This is a genomic window from Cyanobium gracile UHCC 0281 (assembly GCF_034931305.1).
GTDB lineage: Bacteria > Cyanobacteriota > Cyanobacteriia > PCC-6307 > Cyanobiaceae > Cyanobium > Cyanobium gracile_A.
This window is the reverse complement of record NZ_JAYGHY010000004.1, coordinates 1-20,040: the sequence shown is the minus strand read 5'-3', so window position 1 is coordinate 20,040 and position 20,040 is coordinate 1. Positions and strand designations below refer to the sequence as shown.

Sequence of the window (20,040 nt, the reverse complement as noted above, 5' to 3'; positions counted from 1 at the left end):
TCTTGGCGGGGCCCCCACGCGGCGATTTCGATGGACCGGCCGCATCCTCCCCGGAGCAGCCGTAGCCCTGTTGGGGGGCACGCTGCTGGCGGGTTGCCAGGCCGAACCCCCCGCCGCCAGGCCACCCCTTTCGGTGCGTACCGAAGCGGCCACCCTCGCCCCCTTCACCGACAACGTCGACACCGTCAGCACCCTTGAGGCCATCGAGGAGGTGCGGCTGGCGGCCCAGGCGGGCGGTCGCATCCAGCGCCTGCTCGTGCGTCAGGGCGACAAGGTGACCCAGGGCCAGATTCTCCTGGTGCTCGATCAGACCCAGGTCCGCGCCGATGTGGCCCGCCTTGAGGCCGAGGTGCAGACCAACAAACTCAACTACGAGCGCTACGAATACCTGGTGCGCCAGGGGGCCGCCAGCGCCTTCCAGCGCGATGAGTTCCGCCAGCGCTACATCGCCTCCCAGCAGAATCTGGTGGCCCGCCGGGCCGATCTGGCCTTTCTCGATCTGAAGGCGCCGATCTCAGGGATCGTCGGCGATCTACAGGTCAAACTGGGCGACGTGATTTCGGCCAATGATCCCTTCACCACGATCATCCGCAACGACCGGTTGATGGCACGGGTGGACGTGCCGGCCGTGTTCTCCGACCGCCTGCGCCTGGGACAGACGGTGATCCTGATGGATCCCGCCAGCAACAAGCCGATGGCCCAGAGCGTCGTCGGCTCCCTCGACCCCGGTGTGGTGGCCGGCACCCAGTCCCTGCTGGCCAAGGCGGAGTTCGCCAATCCGGCTGGCCTGCTGCGCACCGGCCTGCGAACCCGCACCCGGCTGGTGCTCGACAGCCGCCAGGAGCTGTCGGTGCCCTTTGCGGCCGTCACCCAGATCTCCGGCCAGAGCTTCGTTTACGAGGTGGGCAGCCTGGCCGACCTGGAGCGCCGCCCAGGCCGGACCGATCTGGCCGTGGCCCGCAAGCTGCCCGCCGGCACCAGCTTCGCCCTGCAGACCCCCGTGCAGCTCGGCCCCTTGCAGAACAACCGCTACCCGGTGCTCAAGGGACTCCAGGCCGGGGCCCGCGTCATCACCTCCAATCTGATCAATCTCCGCAACGGCGCGCCCGTCAAGGTCAACTGAGTCCTGCCTGATGTCTCCTTCGAACACGTTCATCCTCAGGCCGGTGCTCACCACGGTGTGCAGCCTGTTGATCGTGATCGCCGGGCTGATCGCGATCCCGCTGCTACCGATCGAGAGCCTGCCGGACATCGCCCCTCCGACGGTGAGGGTCACCTCCCGCTATGTGGGGGCCGACGCGGTCAGCGTTGAGCAGGGCGTCACCAGCGTGCTTGAGCAGCAGATCAACGGGGTGCAGAACATGGAGTTCATCACCTCCACCAGTGCGGCCGACGGTTCCAGCGCCATCTCCGTCACCTTCGCCAGCGGCAGCGACGGCGACATCAACCAGGTGAACGTTCAGAACCGGGTGTCCCTGGCCCAGCCCAGCCTGCCGGAAGAGGTGCGGCAATCCGGCATCACGGTGAACAAGGCCTCGAACTCCATTCTCCTCGTTTATAACTTCACCAGCGAAGATCCAAAAAATCAATACAGCCTCGAGACGATCAGTGGCCTCCTGGATCAGAACCTCACCGATGCGGTCCGGCGGGTCCCTGGCGTTGGTGAACTCACCTACTTCGGCAACCGCCAGCTGGCCTTCCGCCTCTGGCTTGACCCAGATCGCCTCGCTGCCAACCAGCTCTCGGCTGCCGATGTTGTGCAGGCCCTGCGCAGCCAGAACCGCCTGGTCCCGGTGGGACGCATCGGCGGTGCTCCCTCCCCCGAGGGCCAGCAGTTCACCCTGACGGTGCAGCTGCAGGGACGGCTGCGGACCACCGAGGAATTTGGGGCGATGATCCTGCGTTCCACCGCCGAGGGCGGTCTGGTGCGCCTGCGGGATGTGGGCCGGGTGACGCTGGGGGGTGAATCCTTCGACATTGAGGCCACCGACCTGCGCGGCGTTCCCTCCGTCGGCATGGCCATCTACCAGCTCACCGGCAGCAATGCCCTTGACGTCTCCAGTGGTGTGGAGGCGGTGCTCAAGGAATTCAGCGAAACCATGCCGGTCGGCATGACGATCCAGAAGATCTACGACAACACCGAATTCGTCGAGGCCTCGATCGAAGGCGTCACCTCCGCCCTGCGGGAAGCGGTGGTGCTGGTGGTGCTGATCCTGTTCCTGTTTCTGCAGAACTGGAAAGCCACCCTGGTGCCGGCCATCGCTATCCCGGTGGCCCTGGTGGGCACATTCCTGTTCGTGCAGGCGTTCGGCTTCACCCTCAACCAGCTGACCCTGTTCGGCCTGGTGCTGGCGACCGGCTTGGTGGTAGATGACGCTATCACCGTGATCGAAGACACCTCGACGAAGAAGGCCTCAGGGCTCAGTGCCTTGGAGAGTGCCAAGGCCACGATGGACGAGTTGTTCGGCGCCGTCATCGCCACCTCCCTGGTGCTGTTTGCGGTGTTCGTGCCGGTGCTGTTCTTCCCCGGGGCCACCGGAACGATCTACAAGCAGTTCGCCGCCACGATCATCTTCTCGATCCTGATCTCCACGTTCAACGCCCTCACCTTTTCGCCGATGCTCTCGGCCCTGTTGCTGGCCCGGGAAAGCGAGCCCCCGAGCCGCCGCACCTATGCCATCTCCGGGGTGTTCATCGGTTTCGTGTACGGCCTGCTCGCCAGCGGTGGCGGCACCCTGGTGGCCCTGGGGGTTCTGGCCCTGGCTGCGGGAATCGGTTTTGGCCTGCACCTGCTCACCGGCCTACCCCTGCGGATGCCTTTCGCGATTGGTGGCGCTGTCTCGGCGCTGTTGCTGGCAGGGGTCAACAGTCCCCTTGAGGTGCTGATCTACACCGTGATCGGTGGGGTGCTGGGTTGGGGAGCCCTGTTCATTTTCCGCCGCTTCAACGTCATCTACGCCGGGGTGGAGCGGCGCTACCACGCAGTCCTGGGCTGGGTGCTGGGCCGGCGCCGGCTGATCATGGCCCTGTTGGCCGGGGGCATCGTCCTCACCGCTTTCGCCTTCACCTCGATCCCGACGGGCTTCGTGCCCGTGGAGGATCAGGGCTATGCCATCGGCTTCGTCCAGGCTCCCGACGGGGCCTCCCTCGAGAACACCCGCCGCATCAATCAGCGGGTGGCTGAAATCCTGCGCAGCGAGAAGGACATCACCACGGCGGCGGTGTTCAGCGGCGCCAGCCTCGATGGCAATGCCCCCAACCGGGGCCTGTTCTTCTTCGGCACCCGCAACTGGGATGAGCGGACGTCCGCCGAGCAGTCGGTGGCGGCGATCACCCAGCGTCTGAACCGCAAACTCTCGGTGATCCAGGAGGCCCGCATCATCGTGGTCGAACCCCCCGCCATTCCCGGCTACGGCACGGGGGCCGGCTTCGAGATGCAGATGCTCAACCGCAGCGGTGGCTCCCTCACGCCCGCCGATTTCTTCGCGGCCGCCACCCAGCTGGTGGGCAAAGCCAACCAGAGCGGCCTGTTTGACCGGGTGTTCACCCAGTTCTCTCCTGAAGCCCCCCAGCTGCAGATCTTGGTGGACCGTGATCGGATGGCGGCCCTCGGGGTCGACTACGGCACGGCGATGCAGACGTTCAGCTTCAACATCGGTTCCTTCTACGTCAACGACACCTTCGATGCCGGCAGGGTGCGCCGCATCTTCGTTCAGGCCGATGAGCGCTATCGCGCCAATCCGGACCATCTGAAATCCCTGTACGTGCCCAACGCCAGTGGTGATCAGATCCCCCTCTCGGAGTTCATCAAGGTGGAGTCGGTCACCGGCCCGTCGGTGATTCCCCGTTTCAACCTGTTCCGCTCCATCAAGGTGGAGGGGTCGGCCCTGCCCGGGCGCAGCTCCGGCCAGGCGATCAAGGACATCCAGGACCTCTTCAACAACCTCTCCACCACCGGTGTCGGCTACGACTGGACTGGCATCTCCAGGGAAGAGGTGAGCGCGGGGGCCCTGGCGATCGTGATCTTCGCACTTGGGATTCTTGCGGTCTATCTGGTGCTTTCAGCGCAGTACGAGAGCTACAGCGATCCTTTGATCATCCTGATGACCGTGCCGACGGCCATGCTGGGCGCCCTGGCCTTCCTGGCCCTGCGCGGTGAGGTGCTCAACATCTACGCCCAGGTGGGGCTGGTGATGCTGATCGGCCTGGCGGCCAAGAACGGCATCCTCATCGTCGATCTCGCCAACCAGCGCATGGAGGAGGGCGAGAGCGCCCTGGAGGCGGCGCGGGCCTCGGCCCAGTCCCGCTTCCGGCCGATCCTGATGACCGCGATCTCCTCCCTGTTTGGTTTTTTACCGCTTGTGCTGGCCACCGGTGCCGGTGCCCGCAGCCAGGCGTCCCTGGGTACGGTGGTCTTCGGCGGCCTGGCGGTGGCCACCGTGCTGTCGCTGTTGGTGGTGCCGGTGTTTTACGTCGTGGTGAAACAGCTCACAGGCGCTTCGCCTACCGCGACGGCTGAGGCCCCGGTGGGCGGAGCGTCCTGATGCCAGCCCCCTGCCCACCACTGAGTGGCCGGCGGGTGCTTTGCGCAGGACTGATCACCGGTCTGGTGGGGTTGGCGATCGCCCAGTTCCTACGGGCCATCGTCGGGAACACTCCCCTGAGAATCACCCCCGAGGCCCTGTTCTGGAGCACGGTGGTGCTCGGGGGGTTCGGGGTGGTGGCCGGCATGGCGGTGGAAGCGGTGCGCCAGCTGCAGGAATCCAACCCGGAGCCCGAGTACCACCGGCGCCACAGCCGTCGTGGTGGGCCCGGCCCCCACGGCTGAGGGGCCGCAAGCCGCGCCGGACCAGTGGGGCAAAGGGGGCTTTTCCGGTACCTTGCAGAGGTATGAACCGGTCCGGTGCGCTGGCAGGCCTTCCCCCCTCTCCTTCCACTGGCGCTGCTGCTGGCAGCCTGCGGCGCCCCTAAGCCCGAGGCCCGACAGCCCCTGGTGGTGCAGACGGTGACCGTGGGGGAGTTCCGCTTCGCCCCGAGCATCGAGACGATCAGCGTCATTGAGTCCACCTCCAATGTGGTGATGCGACCCGAGTCTGATGGCCGGGTGGTACGCATCCTGGCCAGGGAGGGCCAGCGGGTGAAGGCGGGCCAGCCCATCCTGGTGCTCGACAACGTGCAGGAATCGGCCACCCTCGATTCGGATCGGGCCGAGGCCATCAAGGATCGCGTCAACGCCGAGCGCTACGTCTTCCTCAACGAGCAGGGGGCGGTGTCGACCAAGGATCGAGATGCCTACATCACCCAGGCGATCCAGAGCCGGGACCAGGCCCGCTCCAGCGCCGCCACCCTCGGCTACAAGTTCGTCACCGCCCCCATTGACGGGGAAATCGGCAACCTCGACTCGGTCAAGCTCGGCGATTACGTGCGCCAGGGCCAGGCGATCACGGGAATCGTCAATAACAGCTCCCTCTGGACCCTGATGGATGTGCCGGCCACCCAGTCCAGCCAGGTGAAGATCGGCCAACCGGTGCAGGTGGAGAGCCAGAGCAATCCTCCGGTGAAGGGCGTGGGCCAGGTGGTGTTCGTCTCCCCCTACTTCGCCACCGCCAGCCAGCAGGGCTCCACCACCCAGCCGAATACGGTGCTGGTGAAAGCGGTGTTTCCCAATCTCACCGGAATGCTGAAAACCGGCCAGTACGTACGCAACCGCATCATCACCGGTATCAGCGACCAATTGGCGGTGCCGGTGGAGGCGGTGATGATGCAGGCCCAGCAACCTTTCGTGTACAAGGTGCTGCCCCTTTCCACAGTCTTGCCCCAGATCAAGGCCTCCGATCAGCTGTTGCCAGCCCAGAAGCAGCAGTTGGAGAAACTTCCCGGCACCACGCCCATTGTGGTGCAGACGGCGGTGAAGCTCGGCAAGTTGCAGAACAATGCCTATCCGGTGCTTTTGGGCCTGGCCAAGGGGGATGAGGTGGTGGTGAGCAACACGGCCCTGCTGCGCTCCGGCATGCCGGTGCGGCGGGCGACGGCCCCGGCGGCAAGCTGAGCGAACCGATGTCGTTCTCCGATAACTTCATCAAGCGGCCGGTTCTGACCACCGTCTGCAGCATCCTGATCGTGCTGGTGGGTTTGATCGCCATCCCCACGCTGTCGATCGAGAATCTTCCCAACATTGCCCCTCCACTGATCCAGGTGACCTCCAACTACGGAGGAGCCAATTCCCTGGTCACCGAGCAGGCGGTGACCAACCCGATCGAGCAGCAGATCAACGGAGTTCCCGGGGCCAATTACATCTCCTCGACCAGCAACATGTCTGGGACGAGCACGATTCAGGTGTTCTTCAACGAAGGGACGGATATCAATATCGATCAGGTGAACGTGCAGAACCGCGTCTCCCTGGCGATGCCCCAGTTGCCCCAGCAGGTGCAGGCCACCGGGGTTTCGGTGATGCAGAGCACCCCGTCGATCCTGCTGGCCTATCAGGTCACCTCAACGGAAGGCCAGTTCGATGCCTCCTATCTCAACGGCCTCATCTATCAGAATCTGTACTTCCAGCTGGAGCGGGTGCCCGGGGTGGCCCAGGTCAATCTTCTCGGTGGTAGCAATCCCGCTTTCTGGTTGTTCGTCGATGCCAACAAACTGACCGCCAACAATCTCACCGCCGATCAGGTGGTGAATGCGGTGGCCAGCCAGAACACCGTGGCGATCGGTGGCCTGGTGGGAGGACCGCCTGCGGGAGGAAACCAGAAGTTCGCCTACCCGATCCTGGTAGAGAACAACGGCAACCTCGTCTCGGTTGAGGAGCTCAACAACCTGATCGTCGCTCGCACGCCCGCCGGCAACCTGCTGCGGCTCAAGGATGTCGGCGAGGCCACCTACGGCACCAACACCTATGCCCAGCAGGCCGTCAGCATCGAAGGCCACCCCTCGATCACGGTTGCCGTCTTCCAGACCCCCGAGAGCAATGCCCTCGACGTCTCGAACCAGGTGGTGCAGGTGATGAACCAGTTCACCCAGACCGTCCCTCCGGGGGTCAAGGTGTTCGAGATCTACAACATCGGCCAGTTCATCGAATCGGCCGTGGAGGGGGTGATCGATGCCCTCGGCCTGGCCATCGTGCTGGTGCTGCTGATCCTGTTCCTGTTTCTGCAGGACTGGCGGGCCACGGTGGTGCCCAGCCTGGCGATTCCGATCTCCCTGATCGGCACCTTCGCGTTCGTGAAGATCTTCGGTTTTTCGATCAACCAGCTCACCCTGCTGGGTCTGGTGCTGGCCACGGGCCTGGTGGTGGATGACGCCATCGTGGTGATCGAGGCGGTGGAGAAGAACCTGGAGAAGGGGATGCGTCCCCGCCAGGCCGCCATGGAATGCATGGGCGAGCTCTTCGGTGCCCTGGTGGCCACCGCCCTGGTGCTGATGGCGGTGTTCGTGCCCGTCGCCTTCTACCCCGGTGGCATCGGCATCATCTACAAACAATTCGCGCTCACGATCGCCTTCTCGATCGCGATCTCCGCCTTCAACGCCCTCACCTTCTCGCCGATGCTCTCGGCCCTGCTGCTGAGGAGCCAGAAATCAGCGCCCCCTGGTCGGCTGGTGGGCATCATCGGTGGCGTGGTGGTGGGCCTGGCCTTCGGTCGCTTCAGCGCCGCCTCCTTCGGCAGCATCACCTATGTGGTGGGCGTGGTGGCCGGTGTGCTGGCCGGAGCCAATCTTGTCTGGATCTTCAACCGGTTCAACGCCTTCTTCGCCCGCCTGGAGCGTGGCTACGCCGCGATGGTGGCGGCCCTGATCGCCCGGCGCCGCTGGATTCTGGTGGGCCTGGGCGGCGGCATTGCCCTCACCCTGTTCGCCTTCACCGCGCTCCCCTCCGCCTTCATCCCCGAGGAGGACCAGGGCTATGGCATGGGCATCTTCCAGCTCCAGAACGGTGCCTCCCTCAGCCAGACCCAGGGCACCGGCCTGGAGGTGGCCAAGGTGCTCAATGCCGAGCCGGAGATCATCGCCGGTTCGGTGGTGAGTGGTTACGGCTTCAACGGCGCCAGTCCTGATCAGGGGGTGTTCTTCTTCGGCTTCAAGCCGCTGGAGGAGCGCAGCGGCGCCGCCCAGAAGGCGCCGGCGATCATCAACCGGCTCAACGCCAAGCTCAGCCAGATCAGCTCCGGCATGGCGGTGGCGGCCCAGCCGCCGGCGATCCCGGGCTTTTCCGCCCAGGGCGGCTTCTATTTCCAGTTCAACGACCTCAGCAATGGGGCCTACACCTTCAACCAGCTCAATGATCAGGCCAAGCAACTGATCCAGGCCGGCACGGCCAGCGGTGGTTTCTCCACTCTCTACACCCAGTTCATCCCCAGCGCCCCGGCCTTCGGGCTGAAGATCGACCGCTCGATCCTGGGGGCCTTGAATGTGGACTTCCAGCAGGCGATGCAGACCATCGCCGTGCTGGCGGGGAGCAACTACTCCGGCCTCACCTATGAGAGTGGCCAGGTCAGGAACATCTACGTGCAGGCGGCCGCGGGCAACCGCAGTTCCCTGGACGATGTGCTCAGTTACTACGTGCGCAGCAAGGACGACAAGCTGGTCCAGGTGTCGGAGTTTGCCACCGCGGAACTCACCAGCGCGCCGCCGGTGATCAGCCACTTCAACCTCTACCGCACGATCCTGATCCAGGGGGCAGAGGCGGTTGGCAAGAGTTCCGGCCAGGCCCTGACCAAGATCCAGGACCTCTTCCATGCCCAGGAGTTCAACAACATCGGCTATGCCTTCACCGGCCTCGCCGCTCTGCAACTTTCGGCGGGCAACGCCAGCGTGCTGGTGTTCGGCCTGGGGATCCTGGTGGTCTATCTGGTGCTCTCGGCCCAGTACGAGAGCTATGTGACGCCGGTGATCATCCTGATGACCGTGCCCCTGGCCATGCTCGGAGCCCTGGCGTTCCTGGCCCTGCGCTCGATCGATCTCAACATCTACGCCCAGGTGGGTCTGGTGACCCTGATCGGCCTGGCGGCCAAGAACGGCATCCTGATCGTTGAGGTGGCCGAGCAGCACATGAAGGAGGGCATGACGGCCGCCGAGGCCGCCATTGCCTCGGCCGAATCGCGGTTGCGGCCGATCCTGATGACGGCCATCGCCGCCCTGGCCGGTTTCCTGCCCCTGGTGGTGGCCACCACGGCGGGGGCCAACAGCCAGCAGTCTCTGGGCACCGTGATCTTCGGCGGCCTGCTGGTGGCCACGGTGCTGTCGCTGGGGGTGGTGCCTCCCTTCTATGTGGTGGTGAAGGGCCTGGAGGCCCGCTGGTTCGGCGAGTCCGAAACCGAGCCGACCGATCTGGCCGTCGCCCAGGACACCCCCCCCGGCTAGGAGCCACCCCGACAGCGCCCGTGTAACGAATCATGCGCCGGCTTGGCTGCGCCATTGCGGTCGCTGGTCCAGGCCGTGAGGATCTTTCAAAGGGGTTGAGGAGAGATCGCCATGCTGCCGACGCTTGCCGAACGGTTGCGGGAGCAGCAGGCCAGGAGCAGGAGCCGGCCCCCGTCGCGCCAGCCCTGGCCCCTGCCCAGCGAGCCGCCCACCGCCCTGCTGTTCCAGCGGCTGCCGCCAGCGGCAGAACCGGTCGCCGCCCCCCCTGCGGAGCCCGCCGCGCCCACGGCGCCCCAGACCCGGACGGCCCAGGCCGAGGCGCTGTTGCTGTGCGTCTGGGCCGTGCTGGTGGTGATCGATGGGGCGCTGGCGCTGGCCTCTCTGATCGATCGCCTCGCGTCCCGTGAGCGCAGAAACCCCGGGGAGCTCCGCCAGATGAGGACCACCCTGGCGGCGTCATCTGCAGGACGTTCTGATTCCTCCCGAGGGCCCGGAAGCCCAGAGAGTTGCTGTAGAGATGCCGGTGGTCTCCCCCTCAATATGAAGCAACTTTGTAACGTCTTGATGTAACGGCCGGCAGGGTAATTCCGGCCGCTTGATGGCTGATGGTCTTCCCTGGCCAGGCGCGCACCTCTGGTAGTTTCGTTGTGCAGGGAGTGGTGGGAATCGTGAGTGGAACAGCAGCGGCCATGAAGGGGTTTCTGGCAGCCCTTGTTCTCTGCTCCGCCGGTTTCGGCTTCAGCCCTGAGGCCTTCGCCCAGTCGGCTGCGCCTGTGCGCAGCGTCAAGGTTGTCCAGGGGGACACGCTCGAGGCCCTGGCCGCCCGGTACGGCGTGAGTGTGCAGGACTTGATGCGGCTCAACACGATCACCCGGCCCGAGGAGCTGCAGATCGGCCAGTCCCTGAAGCTGCCGCCATCGAAGGGCCTCGTGCAGGTGCGCACGGGCGACACGCTGGCTGTCCTGGCGGCCCGCCACCGCACCACCGTGGCGGAGCTCCAGAAGGCCAATCCCGGGGTGAAGCCCGACCAGCTGAAGGTCGGCGCCTGGCTGAAGCTGCCTGCGAGGCCCCCTGTGGCCAAGGCCAAGCCGACGGCCACCGCTGCCGCCAACGCCAAGCCTGCACCCAAACCTACGGCCACGGTTGCAGCCAAACCCACGGTTGCACCCAAACCCACGGTCGCGGTCAAGCCTCCGACTCCGGCCGGTCCTCCGCCAGTGAAGGCCCCGGCGCCCACCGCCCCCCCCTCGCCCGTGCCGCCACAACCGGCGGAGGCGGTGCGCTGGAGGTTCTACGGCAACACCCTCGTCGACTGGGGCGGCTGGAAGCTCCATCCCGGGGGCGTCCGGGTCAGTCTGGTACAGCCCACCCAGGCGGAGGTCGGGCCGATCCGGGCCCAGGCGACGGCTGTGGCGGTGCATTGCAGCAGCCTGCGCCAGGCCTGGCTGATCAACGGGGCCTGGGGGCCCTGGGAGGTTCCCGAGGGCCGTTCGGTGGCGCAACAGATCGTCCTGGATCTCTGCGCCAACGTCAGCGATCCCACCGCCCCGGCCGTCCCGCCCCCTTCAGCACCTTGAGGGGCTGAGCACCGGGCGGCGCCTGCGGGGAGTGATCAAGATCACTCCCCGGCAGTTTGTTTGAGGCAATGAGCTAGCCTTCAATTGCCATATCTGCTGCCTTTCACGGTGACGTATTGCATCGGCTACTGGCTGGAGAAGGGCCTGGTGATGGTCTCCGATTCCCGTACAAATGCGGGAGTTGATTACATCTCCAGCTACAGCAAGATGCATGTCTTTCAGCCGTCATCGGATCGGCTGTTCGTGCTCCTGGCGGCGGGAAATCTGGCCACCACCCAGGCCGTGATCAGCTGGATCCGCCGGGATCTCGACCGGCCGGCCGAGGCGTTCGTCGCAGGGGTCCGGGATCTGCGCTCCTGCGATTATCTGTTCGAAGCGGCCGCCTACATCGGCCGGGTGAGCGTGGCGGTGCAGCAGGAGAATGCTGCCGCCCTGCAGCAGGCGGGCGCCAGTGCGGGGGCCTCCTTCATCCTGGGTGGCCAGATCGCCGGGGAGGCCCACGGTCTGTACCTGGTTTATCCCCAGGGCAACGCCATCATGGCCACCCGCGAAACGCCCTACCTGCAGATCGGTGAGACGAAATACGGCAAACCCCCCCTCGATAACGTGGGCCACACCAACCTCTCCCTGGAGGATGCCGCCCGGCTCTGCCTGATCTCGGAGGTGCTCACCCAGCGCTCCAATCTCACCGTGGGCCCCCCGTTTGAGCTGGCCATCCTTCCCGCGGATGCCCTGGCGCTGGCCCACCAGTTGACCTTGGGGGCGGAGGCTCCTGAGCTGGCCGCCATGGTCGAGACCTGGAGCGACGCCCAACGGGAAGCCCTGCATCGCCTGCCCAGCTTTCCCTGGGAGCAGGCCTCGTCGGGCTGAACCTGCCGCAAGCCCCGGTTGTGCCTGACGCGTTTGCTCCCTCTGCCCTGTACCGCCATGTGGTCCGTTTCCGAATGGGTGTCCAACGGCCACCTGCCCACCGCCGAAGTGGTGCAGGAGCTGGTGGCGGAGGCCCACGGCCGCTTCGCGCCGGTTCTGGATGGCCAGGTGGCCGACTACATCCCCGCCCTGGCGGCGGCCGCTCCCGAGCATTTCGGTCTCTGTGTGTCGAGTTGTGGGGGGGCGTTGTTCGAGGCGGGCGAAGCCCGGGTGGCCTTCAGCATCCAGAGCATCTCCAAGCCGTTCCTGTTTGCGTTGATCTGCCAGGCCATTGGTGAGCAGGAGGCCCGCGAGAAGCTCGGCGTCAACAGCACCGGCCTGCCGTTCAACTCCGTTCTGGCGGTGGAGCGCAGCGGCGAGGGCCTGTCCAATCCGATGGTGAACGCCGGAGCGATCGCCGCCACCAGCCTGGCGCCAGGGGCCAGCAGCGAAGACAAATGGGCCTTCATCCAGGACGGCTTCTCCCGTTTCGCCGGCCGGCGGCTGGAGGTCGACGGGCGGGTCTTCGATTCAGAGCTGGCCAGCAATCGCCGCAATGCCGGTCTGGCCACCCTGCTGAGCGACCATGACCGCATCTGGTGGGATCCCGACGAGGCCACCGAGCTCTACACCCGCCAGTGTTCCCTCAGTGTCACCGCGGCCGACCTGGCCGTGATGGCCGCCACCCTGGCCAACGGGGGGCGTCAGCCGGTCACGGGTGAGCAGGTGATCGAGGCGATCCATTGCCAGCACGTGCTGGCGGTGATGGTCACCGCCGGGCTGTACGAAACCTCCGGCGACTGGTTGTATGCCACCGGCCTGCCGGGGAAGAGCGGCGTGGCCGGCGGCATGATCACGGTGGCCCCGGGCAAGGGGGGCCTGGCGACGTATTCGCCACCCCTCGATGAGGCGGGCAACAGTGTGCGCGGCCAGCTCACGGCGCGCTTCCTCTCGGAGCGGCTGGGTCTGAACCTGTTCGCCTCCCGGCCCGAGGGGAGCCGCTGAATCAGGGCCGCTGCCAGGGAGATGACGGCCTCGCCTGTCTACGATCCAGCCTCAGCAGGGGTCCTTGGGTCGCAATGATCAGCACCACCAATCTCGTTCGCTATCTCCTGCTGATGGCCTGCATCGGAGTCACGGTGGTGATCTTCAATTACTTTTCAGGCACGATTGCAGTGTTCACGGCCGCCGCCATTGTGGCGTCCCTGCTGAACGTCCCGGTGAAGTGGCTGTGCAGCTATCTGCCGCGGGGATGGTCGATTGCCGCCGTTGCCTTCGGTGCCCTGATCCTCCTGGTCGGATTCGTCACTGGCATTGGCCTGCAGGTGCTGAACCAGGGCCAGGGTCTGCTGCTGGATCTGCAGGGCACCTTGAAACAGCAGGACCTCACGCCCCTGCATCACTACCTCAAAACCTATGGATTCGACAGAATCACCACGTTGCTGCAGGAGGGGTTGCTGACGGGCCTGGGGTTGTTGCAAACCGTTTTTTCCGGGGTCTTCACGGGTATTTTCGGTGCGGTGATCAGTCTCTACATGCTGATCGACGGCGAGAAGCTCTGGAATGGATTCCTGGGGCTGATTCCTGAGCAGCACCGTGATCGTTTCGCCGTGACCTTTCTGCAGAGCGTTCTGGGATTCATTCGCGGTCAGCTGCTGCTGATGGTGTTTCTGACCGTCTCAACGGCCGTGATCTTCCCGCTGCTGGGTGTGAAGTACAGCTTGATTCTGGCGGTGATTGTGGGGGTCCTTGATGTGATTCCGGGGATCGGCGCCACCCTCGGCATCGTGTTGATCTCGTTGATGGTCTTCGCCTCCCAGGGGGGAGACATCGGCTTACGGGTCTTGATCGCGTCCGTGCTGCTCGGTCAGATTCAGGACAACATCGTCCGGCCGAAGGTGATGGGCGACGCGATGGAGCTCAATCCGGTGATTCTCTTTTTAGCCCTGTTCATCGGACAGCGGGTTGCAGGCCTGTTGGGGGTGTTCCTTTCGATCCCTCTTGCTGGCATGATTGCGATCTGGGTTCATTCCGAACGCCAGCAGCAGGACGCTATCCTTCTCACCCCAGCGGGTGAGGATTAGACCAGTGATCACGGCCTGCTCCCCGTGCCGCCGGCGTTGGACGCCATCGTCCCAAGAACGTTGGTGGAGGGTGTTGCAGCCGGCTGTCATGCTGCTCGTTACTGATCTCTTCGCCAAGCCCTTGACTGTGAACCGTGCGACCCTTGCCACCCTCACGGCCCTTGCCGCCACCGCGGCCACCGGTGTTCCGGCGGCGCAGGCCAGTTGCCGCTTTCTGATGCCGCTGGGGGGCGGCGGCAACCCGGTGGTGTCCAAGCGGATCGGCCCAGACCGGCTCGTGGGCCGCACGAACTGGAACACCGACTTCATCGTGGATCGCAACTTCCGCAGTTATCGCTTCTTCTTCACCTCGGCCTCCACCGAGCGCGCCAGCTTCCCGGTGTCGGGTTTCATGGTGTTCACCGACGGCAGCAACCTGCAGGTGATCAACGAAACACCAACCTTTGAGCCAGGCACGGGCCGGATGTTCGGGCCTTTCCAGGCCGTTCCCGGCAAGCGCACCAGGCTGATGAATTTCCGGGTGGGATCCTCCAGCGCGCCGGCGGCCATTGGTTTCAGTTATCGCATTTCTGTCCAGGGTTGTGACTGATTCGCCATGCAGTTTGAAAGTTTTGCCACCTTCAATATCGCCATCGTGGTGCTTGCGATCGGTCGCTGGTTGAATCGAAAAGTTGCCCTCCTGCGGGAATTCAATATTCCAGAGCCGGTCACCAGTGGCTTGCTGGTCTGCATTCTGCTGGCCTTGATCCATGCCTTTAATGGTACAGAGATCAGCTTCAACCTGCTGACGCGGGATTTTCTGCTGCTCTACTTCTTTGCAGCCATCGGCCTCAACGCCGACATCAAGACGCTGCTTTCTGGCGGTTGGCCCCTGCTGATCCTGGTGGGGACCACCGTGGGTTACATGATCCTGCAGAATCTCATCGGGATCGGTACGGCTTCGCTGCTGGGATTGAATCCCCTGGTGGGCCTGCTGGGGGGGTCGGTGTCCCTGCTCGGCGGCCACGGCACGGCCATCGCCTGGGCGCCGCGATTCTATGAAGTCCATGGCATCAGCAATGCCCTGGAGATCGGCATCGCTTGCGCCACTTTCGGGCTCGTTCTCGCTTCTCTGATGGGTGGGCCGATTGCCCGCATCCTGATTCGCGGCAACCGGCTGCAGCCGGCTGTGGCCGCGGCGGGGGTGGAGAGCCTCAGTCCAGAGAGTGAGCAGGAGCCGGTGACATATTTCAGCCTGCTGCGCACTCTGTTCTGGCTCAACGTGAGCCTGGGCCTGGGGGAGGTGCTGCACGAAACCCTGCGGGCGGCCGGCAGCAACCTGCCCCTGTTCGTGTGCTGCCTGTTCGCAGCGATCTTCCTCACCAACACCGTGCCGCGGCTGCTGCCGATCCGCTACCTGGCCGCGCCACGTTCCCTGGCCATCGTCTCCGATATTGCTCTGGGCATCTTCCTGACGATGTCTCTGATGAGCCTTCAGCTCTGGACGATCGCCTCCCTGGCAGGGCCCATCCTGGCCATGCTTGCGGCGCAGTTCGTGGCGTCGTTCCTGTTCGCGCTGTTCGTGGTGTTCAAGGTGATGGGGAGCGATTATGAAGCTGCGGTGATCTGTGCCGGTTTCGGGGGGATTTCCCTGGGGGCCACCCCCACGGCGATGGCCAACATGGCGGCTGTGGTCCAGAAATACGGTGCCGCCCACAGGGCCTTCATCGTGGTTCCGCTGGTGTCGGGTTTCTTCGTCGACATCAGCAACGCGGTGGTGATCCAGCGTTTTCTCAATTGGTTCGGTTGATCTGTCTGGTTCGGTTGATCCGGCGGGGGCGCTGACCCTGCGCCGATCAGAACCGAAGCGTGGTTCTGATCAGGCCGGCCCAGACCCCCAGGCTGGCCTCTCCAGAGGCCGGAGGAAAGCGCAGGGCCTCGGAGACATCCGAGCTGCCGGTGAGGGCGCCGCGCGGGCGCGGTAGCCAGAACACCGCGGGTGTCAGGGAGAGTTCATCGCTGAGCTGGATCCGGTAGAAGACCTCGAAGGCCAGCCCCCGGTCGTCGATGCTGCTGGTCGTCGGCGTCTGGATGGCACTCACGTGGGCGGGCGAGCCGACGGCCAACCCCAGGCTGTTGCCCACCCCAAGCACATCGCTCCACACCAGGCCGGTGTACCAGGAGCGGCTGCGCACCTCCGACAGGCCCGGCGCCGGGTAGGAGGCGAAGCGGAACGTGTCGTGCCCCCAGCCGGCGCTGACCGAGGGGAGCCAGCCGGAGCGGCGCGGCTGCCAGTATCCCGCCAGCGACAAGGATCCCAGGCTCCTCTCGCCGGCCCCCGCCGCCAGCTGGCTCGCCAGGGGCGTCCCCCTCAACCGCACCTGGGGACCGCTCAGGCTGTAGGCGGCGGTGACGTTCCACTGCGGCCGGCTGAGGGCCAGCTGCAGGGTGCTGGTCTGGGAGGAGGCCCCGCCGAACAGGCCGCCACCCTGGGGCGTACCCCCGGCCCGTCCAGCCACGTAGGCGTAGCCGAGGCTCAGGCCCCGCAGGTCCCCCCCGGGTTGCCACCAGACACCGAAGCCGCCACCCAGCCGTTTGCCGTAGGCGCCCGGCGCTCCGGCGTACTGGAACAGATCGAGGATGGGGGAGGCGTTGTAGACGCTCGGCCAGACGGGAAGCATGTCGAGCTGCATCACCCGCGCCCCGATCGTGAAGCGGATCTCGCGACTGAGCGGAAGCTGCAGGTAGGCCCTGTTGATGGTGATCAACCCCGTCGGGCAGGCCCCCTCACTGCGACCGCAGGCCGGTTCCTGGAAGGCGAAGTCGAGGCGGGTGAGCGGAGTGGGCGGGTTGGAGAAGAAGCCGGAGCGGGCGAAGTTGCCACTGCGAAAACGGATCCGGAACAGGTCCTGGCCCGTGAAGCTGGTGTCGATCGTCAGACGGGCCTCGTGGTTGAAGCTCACCCCGTTCAGCAACGGCGCTCCATCTCCGGTGTTGCTGGCGCTGTCGCGCTCACTGCCGCTGTACTGCAGGCCCCCCAGGGCGCCATTGATCTGCAGGTTCACCGTGGTGGTGGGCGCGAAGTCGGTGGCTTCGAGTGCTTCGGTGGCGGCAGGGGGGGGCAGCACCGGCACGTCATGCGGCAGCTCCTGGGCCAGCAGGGGCCCGGCGGCACAGCCGATCGAGGCGGCCGCCAGCCAGCCAACGGTGGCGACCGGTGGCCTCATGGGCCCTGGCCCCTCAGGTGATCACGGTGGGACGGGTCATGCCGGTCCGCGAGCGGATCTCCGCCAGGGCGTCGCTGGCGTCGATCAGATCCTTCAGGGCCAGCTGGGGGTTCTGGTTCAGATCGCCGCTGGGGGGCACGTAGCTCTCCAGATACACCCGCAGCGTGGCCCCCTTGGTGCCGGTTCCCGAGAGCCGCAGCACCACCCGGCTGCCGTCGTCGAGCAGCACCCGCAGGCCCTGGCCCTTGCTGATCGAGCCATCCACCGGGTCGGTGTAGCCGAAATCGTCGGCGGCCCGGATCGTGCGGCCGGCGAAGGCCTGGCCCGGCAGGGCGGCGAGCTTGCCGGAGATGCGGTCGTAGAGGCCATGGGCGGCCTCACTGGCCACGGCTTCGTAGTCATGGCGGGAGTAGTAGTGGCGGCCGAAGCGGCTCCAGTGGCCCGCCATCACCTCCGCCACCGAACAGCCGCGTACCGCCAGGATCTGCAGCCAGAACAGCACGGCCCAGAGGCCGTCCTTCTCGCGGATGTGGTTGCTGCCGGTGCCGAAGCTCTCCTCGCCACAGAGGGTGATCCGCCCGGCATCGAGCAGGTTGCCGAAGAACTTCCAGCCCGTGGGGGTCTCGAAGCAGGGAATCCCCAGCTCGGCGGCCACCACGTCGGCGGCGGCACTGGTGGGCATCGAGCGGGCCACGCCGGCCAGGCCATCGGCGTAGCCGGGGGCCAGGGTGGCGTTGGCGGTGAGCACGGCCAGGCTGTCGCTGGGATTCACGAAGCAGTTCCGCCCCAGGATCATGTTGCGGTCGCCATCGCCATCGCAGGCGGCGCCGAAGTCGTAGGCGCCGCCGGTCAGCAGCAGATCGGCCAGCTCGTGGGCGTAGGTGAGGTTGGGGTCGGGGTGGCCGCCGCCGAAGTCGGCCAGTGGCAGGCCGTTGCGAACCGTGCCGGCCGGGGCCCCCAGCAGCCCCTCGAACAGGCGGGAGGCGTAGGGGCCGGTGACGGCATGCATGGCATCGAAGGCGACGCGGAAGTCGCCCCGCAGCAGGGCGGCGATGCGGTCGAAGTCGAACAGCTTCTGCATCAACGCCACGTAGTCGTCGACCCCGTCGATCACCTCCACCGCCATCGCGCCGATGGTGGTTGTCCCCGGGGCGTCCAGGTTCAGGGGTTCGGCGTCGAGGATGCGGTAGCTCTCCAGGTGGAGGGTGGCGGCATGGATGGCATCGGTGACCGATTCCGGGGCCGGCCCGCCGTTGGCGCCGTTGATCTTGACGCCGAAGTCGCCGTCGAGGCCGCCGGGGTTGTGGCTGGCCGAAAGGATGATCCCGGCCACGGCGCCGCGGCTGCGGATCAGGTGGGAGGCCGCCGGCGTGGAGAGGATGCCGCCGGTGGTGGTGATCAGGCGACTGACCCCATGGGCCGAGGCCATGCGGGCGATGACGCTGATCGCCGCGAGGTTGCCGTAACGACCGTCGCCGCCGACCACCAGGGTGCCCCCCTCAACCCCGGGCACCACCCGCAGGGAGGCCTCGATGAAGCTCTCCAGGTAGTGGGGGGTCTGGAATTGACGGGTGCTCTTGCGCAGACCGGAGGTGCCGGGCTTCTGGTCGTCGAAGGGTCGCTCCAGCGCCACCTGACGCAGCTCGGTCGTCTTCGCCATGGCTGGCGTCCTGGGGGGTCGGGGACGCCCCAAGCTACCTCCGACGATTGTTCCGCTCCTGCTGCTGGTGGCGTCGACAGGGCTGGCTAGCCTGGGACAAATTGCTTTCATCCCATGGCGCCACGGTTGCTCCCCAACGCCCTGAGCACGGCCGCCGCCCTCGGTGCCACCGCTGCCGTCGCCGTAGCCGGAGCGGTCGTGTTGAGTCTGTCCTCGGCGAGGGCGGCGGTGATGGGTGCTGCGAAGGCCCTTCCCTATGCCGAAGCAGTGGGCCGCACCCACACCGCCGCCGAGGCCGTGCTGGCCGGGGCGGGGGCCGAAACCTGCCTGCGGGGCAAGCTCACCAATGCTCTGCTGGGGCTTTCGAGCAGCTGTGAGGCCAACGGCGAGCGCAGCCCCCTCTGCCAGCTGGCCGACAAGGCCGTGGTCGTCACCCCGATGAGCCTGGCCTTCATGCGCGACACCGCGACCCAGTTGCTGGCGTTGATCGATGCCCCGGCGGCCGGAAGCCCCCAGGGCGCCCAGCCCAAGCCCTGAGCCTCATCCTCCCCAGCCATGGACCTCAAAGCCGACTGATGATGGCCGAGCTGAGCCAGGAGCTGCAGAGCCTGCTGCCCGGCCAGCGGTTCAGTTTTGATTGGGATTGATCAGGTTGAGGCCCCCCTGGGGCCTCGGGGCGGCATCGCTCGCCGGCTTGGCGGTCGGCAACTGCTGGCGGCAGACGGCCGTGAGACTGCGGGCGGCCCGGTCGATCGGTTCACGCCGCGCAAAGCTGTTGCTGGCGGCCACCACCGACCGCTGACGGATCGTCCAGAGCGTGTCCTTGCAGCTGGCCGGCAGGCGCGGGTGGTCGAGCAGGGGGTTGGCCAGGCTGCGGGCTTTGTCGCAGGGTTCGGCCGTGTTCTCGCGACTGCAGGCCAGGGTGATCAGCTGCAGGGAGCGGAAGTCGGCGGAGGGCGGAAACGGGGGCAGCTCCGGGGCGGCCCGCAGCGGTGCGGCCCCGAGCAATGGCAGGCTCGCCAGCAGGGCCAGGTGCGGCAGGGACGCTCTCAGGCGGTGTGGGCCGGGGTGGGTGACGGAAACGGTCCGGTCCATGGCTGGCGGGGAGGTCCCCCAATCATGGCCGCCGCTCAGAGTTCCGTGGCGATCGCTTCGCTGCCGTTGCGCAGGTCCCGCTGCGTCGCCCGCCAGCGCCGCTCCAGCAGGGGGCCGCTCCAGCGGGCGCTGCGGGCCAGCAGGCTTCGCAG

The 20,040-nt window shown here is 66.1% G+C and carries 16 protein-coding genes; 13 read left to right on the top strand and 3 right to left on the bottom strand.

Annotated features, from left to right (window positions below):
• Positions 1-70: 70 nt before the first annotated feature.
• The 12 genes from VB739_RS01955 to gltS all read left to right on the top strand — a co-directional run bounded on the left by VB739_RS01955 (position 71) and on the right by gltS (position 15,716).
• The gene (locus VB739_RS01955; protein WP_323355471.1) at positions 71-1,123 is read left to right on the top strand and encodes an efflux RND transporter periplasmic adaptor subunit; all 1,053 of its coding nucleotides are present in this window, start codon (positions 71-73) and stop codon (positions 1,121-1,123) included.
• Positions 1,124-1,133: 10 nt separating this feature from the next.
• Entirely contained in the window at positions 1,134-4,544 is a 3,411-nt protein-coding gene (locus tag VB739_RS01950; RefSeq protein WP_323355470.1) for an efflux RND transporter permease subunit, read from the top strand.
• Positions 4,544-4,828: a hypothetical protein gene (locus VB739_RS01945; protein WP_323355469.1), complete on the top strand. Its 285-nt coding sequence runs from the start codon at positions 4,544-4,546 to the stop codon at positions 4,826-4,828. The genes VB739_RS01950 and VB739_RS01945 overlap by 1 nt, the downstream gene beginning before the upstream one ends.
• Positions 4,829-4,903: 75 nt before the next feature.
• The gene (locus VB739_RS01940; protein ID WP_323355468.1) at positions 4,904-6,049 is read left to right on the top strand and encodes an efflux RND transporter periplasmic adaptor subunit; all 1,146 of its coding nucleotides are present in this window, start codon (positions 4,904-4,906) and stop codon (positions 6,047-6,049) included.
• Between the two features lie 8 nt (positions 6,050-6,057).
• Positions 6,058-9,357: an efflux RND transporter permease subunit gene (locus VB739_RS01935; protein WP_323355466.1), complete on the top strand. Its 3,300-nt coding sequence runs from the start codon at positions 6,058-6,060 to the stop codon at positions 9,355-9,357.
• 111 nt (positions 9,358-9,468) lie between these two features.
• On the top strand, positions 9,469-9,927 hold the full coding sequence (locus VB739_RS01930; RefSeq protein WP_323355465.1) for a hypothetical protein: 459 nt from the start codon (positions 9,469-9,471) through the stop codon (positions 9,925-9,927).
• 119 nt (positions 9,928-10,046) lie between these two features.
• Positions 10,047-10,934, top strand: coding sequence for a lytic transglycosylase (locus VB739_RS01925; protein WP_323355464.1), 888 nt, complete (start codon positions 10,047-10,049; stop codon positions 10,932-10,934).
• Positions 10,935-11,018: 84 nt separating this feature from the next.
• A complete protein-coding gene (locus tag VB739_RS01920) occupies positions 11,019-11,804 on the top strand; it encodes a 20S proteasome subunit A/B (protein ID WP_323355463.1) in 786 nt (261 codons plus the stop codon).
• A gap of 57 nt (positions 11,805-11,861) precedes the next feature.
• Positions 11,862-12,848 (top strand): glutaminase A, encoded by a 987-nt coding sequence (gene glsA, locus VB739_RS01915; RefSeq protein WP_323355462.1) that lies wholly within the window; start codon positions 11,862-11,864, stop codon positions 12,846-12,848.
• A gap of 74 nt (positions 12,849-12,922) precedes the next feature.
• Positions 12,923-13,927, top strand: a complete 1,005-nt coding sequence (locus VB739_RS01910) for an AI-2E family transporter (RefSeq protein ID WP_323355461.1) — start codon at positions 12,923-12,925, stop codon at positions 13,925-13,927.
• 88 nt (positions 13,928-14,015) lie between these two features.
• Positions 14,016-14,516 carry a hypothetical protein gene (locus VB739_RS01905; RefSeq protein ID WP_323355460.1) on the top strand — a complete coding sequence of 167 codons (501 nt, stop codon included), beginning with the start codon at positions 14,016-14,018 and terminating at the stop codon, positions 14,514-14,516.
• A gap of 6 nt (positions 14,517-14,522) precedes the next feature.
• Positions 14,523-15,716, top strand: coding sequence for a sodium/glutamate symporter (gene gltS / locus VB739_RS01900; RefSeq protein ID WP_323355459.1), 1,194 nt, complete (start codon positions 14,523-14,525; stop codon positions 15,714-15,716).
• Positions 15,717-15,762: 46 nt separating this feature from the next.
• Here the strand turns inward: gltS and VB739_RS01895 are convergent, their stop codons facing one another.
• A complete protein-coding gene (locus VB739_RS01895; protein WP_323355458.1) occupies positions 15,763-17,133 on the bottom strand; it encodes a hypothetical protein in 1,371 nt (456 codons plus the stop codon).
• A 13-nt stretch (positions 17,134-17,146) separates the two neighbouring features.
• Positions 17,147-18,793 carry an alpha-D-glucose phosphate-specific phosphoglucomutase gene (locus VB739_RS01890; protein ID WP_323355457.1) on the bottom strand — a complete coding sequence of 549 codons (1,647 nt, stop codon included), beginning with the start codon at positions 18,791-18,793 and terminating at the stop codon, positions 17,147-17,149.
• A gap of 114 nt (positions 18,794-18,907) precedes the next feature.
• On the opposite strand from VB739_RS01890, the gene VB739_RS01885 reads away from it, so the two are divergent.
• Positions 18,908-19,330, top strand: coding sequence for a hypothetical protein (locus tag VB739_RS01885; RefSeq protein WP_323355456.1), 423 nt, complete (start codon positions 18,908-18,910; stop codon positions 19,328-19,330).
• A gap of 90 nt (positions 19,331-19,420) precedes the next feature.
• On the opposite strand, the gene VB739_RS01880 is transcribed toward VB739_RS01885, so the two are convergent.
• Positions 19,421-19,888 carry a hypothetical protein gene (locus VB739_RS01880; protein WP_323355455.1) on the bottom strand — a complete coding sequence of 156 codons (468 nt, stop codon included), beginning with the start codon at positions 19,886-19,888 and terminating at the stop codon, positions 19,421-19,423.
• Between the last annotated feature and the right edge of the window lie 152 nt (positions 19,889-20,040).

Excerpts from the sequence above, each read along its gene's own strand:
- gltS (WP_323355459.1), top strand. The coding sequence starts at position 14,523 with ATGCAGTTTGAAAGTTTTGCCACCTTCAATATCGCCATCGTGGTGCTT.
- VB739_RS01910 (WP_323355461.1), top strand. The coding sequence starts at position 12,923 with ATGATCAGCACCACCAATCTCGTTCGCTATCTCCTGCTGATGGCCTGC.
- VB739_RS01895 (WP_323355458.1), bottom strand. The coding sequence starts at position 17,133 with ATGAGGCCACCGGTCGCCACCGTTGGCTGGCTGGCGGCCGCCTCGATC.
- VB739_RS01925 (WP_323355464.1), top strand. The coding sequence starts at position 10,047 with ATGAAGGGGTTTCTGGCAGCCCTTGTTCTCTGCTCCGCCGGTTTCGGC.
- VB739_RS01935 (WP_323355466.1), top strand. The coding sequence starts at position 6,058 with ATGTCGTTCTCCGATAACTTCATCAAGCGGCCGGTTCTGACCACCGTC.
- VB739_RS01950 (WP_323355470.1), top strand. The coding sequence starts at position 1,134 with ATGTCTCCTTCGAACACGTTCATCCTCAGGCCGGTGCTCACCACGGTG.
- VB739_RS01945 (WP_323355469.1), top strand. The coding sequence starts at position 4,544 with ATGCCAGCCCCCTGCCCACCACTGAGTGGCCGGCGGGTGCTTTGCGCA.
- VB739_RS01905 (WP_323355460.1), top strand. The coding sequence starts at position 14,016 with ATGCTGCTCGTTACTGATCTCTTCGCCAAGCCCTTGACTGTGAACCGT.
- VB739_RS01930 (WP_323355465.1), top strand. The coding sequence starts at position 9,469 with ATGCTGCCGACGCTTGCCGAACGGTTGCGGGAGCAGCAGGCCAGGAGC.
- VB739_RS01880 (WP_323355455.1), bottom strand. The coding sequence starts at position 19,888 with ATGGACCGGACCGTTTCCGTCACCCACCCCGGCCCACACCGCCTGAGA.
- VB739_RS01885 (WP_323355456.1), top strand. The coding sequence starts at position 18,908 with ATGGCGCCACGGTTGCTCCCCAACGCCCTGAGCACGGCCGCCGCCCTC.
- glsA (WP_323355462.1), top strand. The coding sequence starts at position 11,862 with ATGTGGTCCGTTTCCGAATGGGTGTCCAACGGCCACCTGCCCACCGCC.
- VB739_RS01890 (WP_323355457.1), bottom strand. The coding sequence starts at position 18,793 with ATGGCGAAGACGACCGAGCTGCGTCAGGTGGCGCTGGAGCGACCCTTC.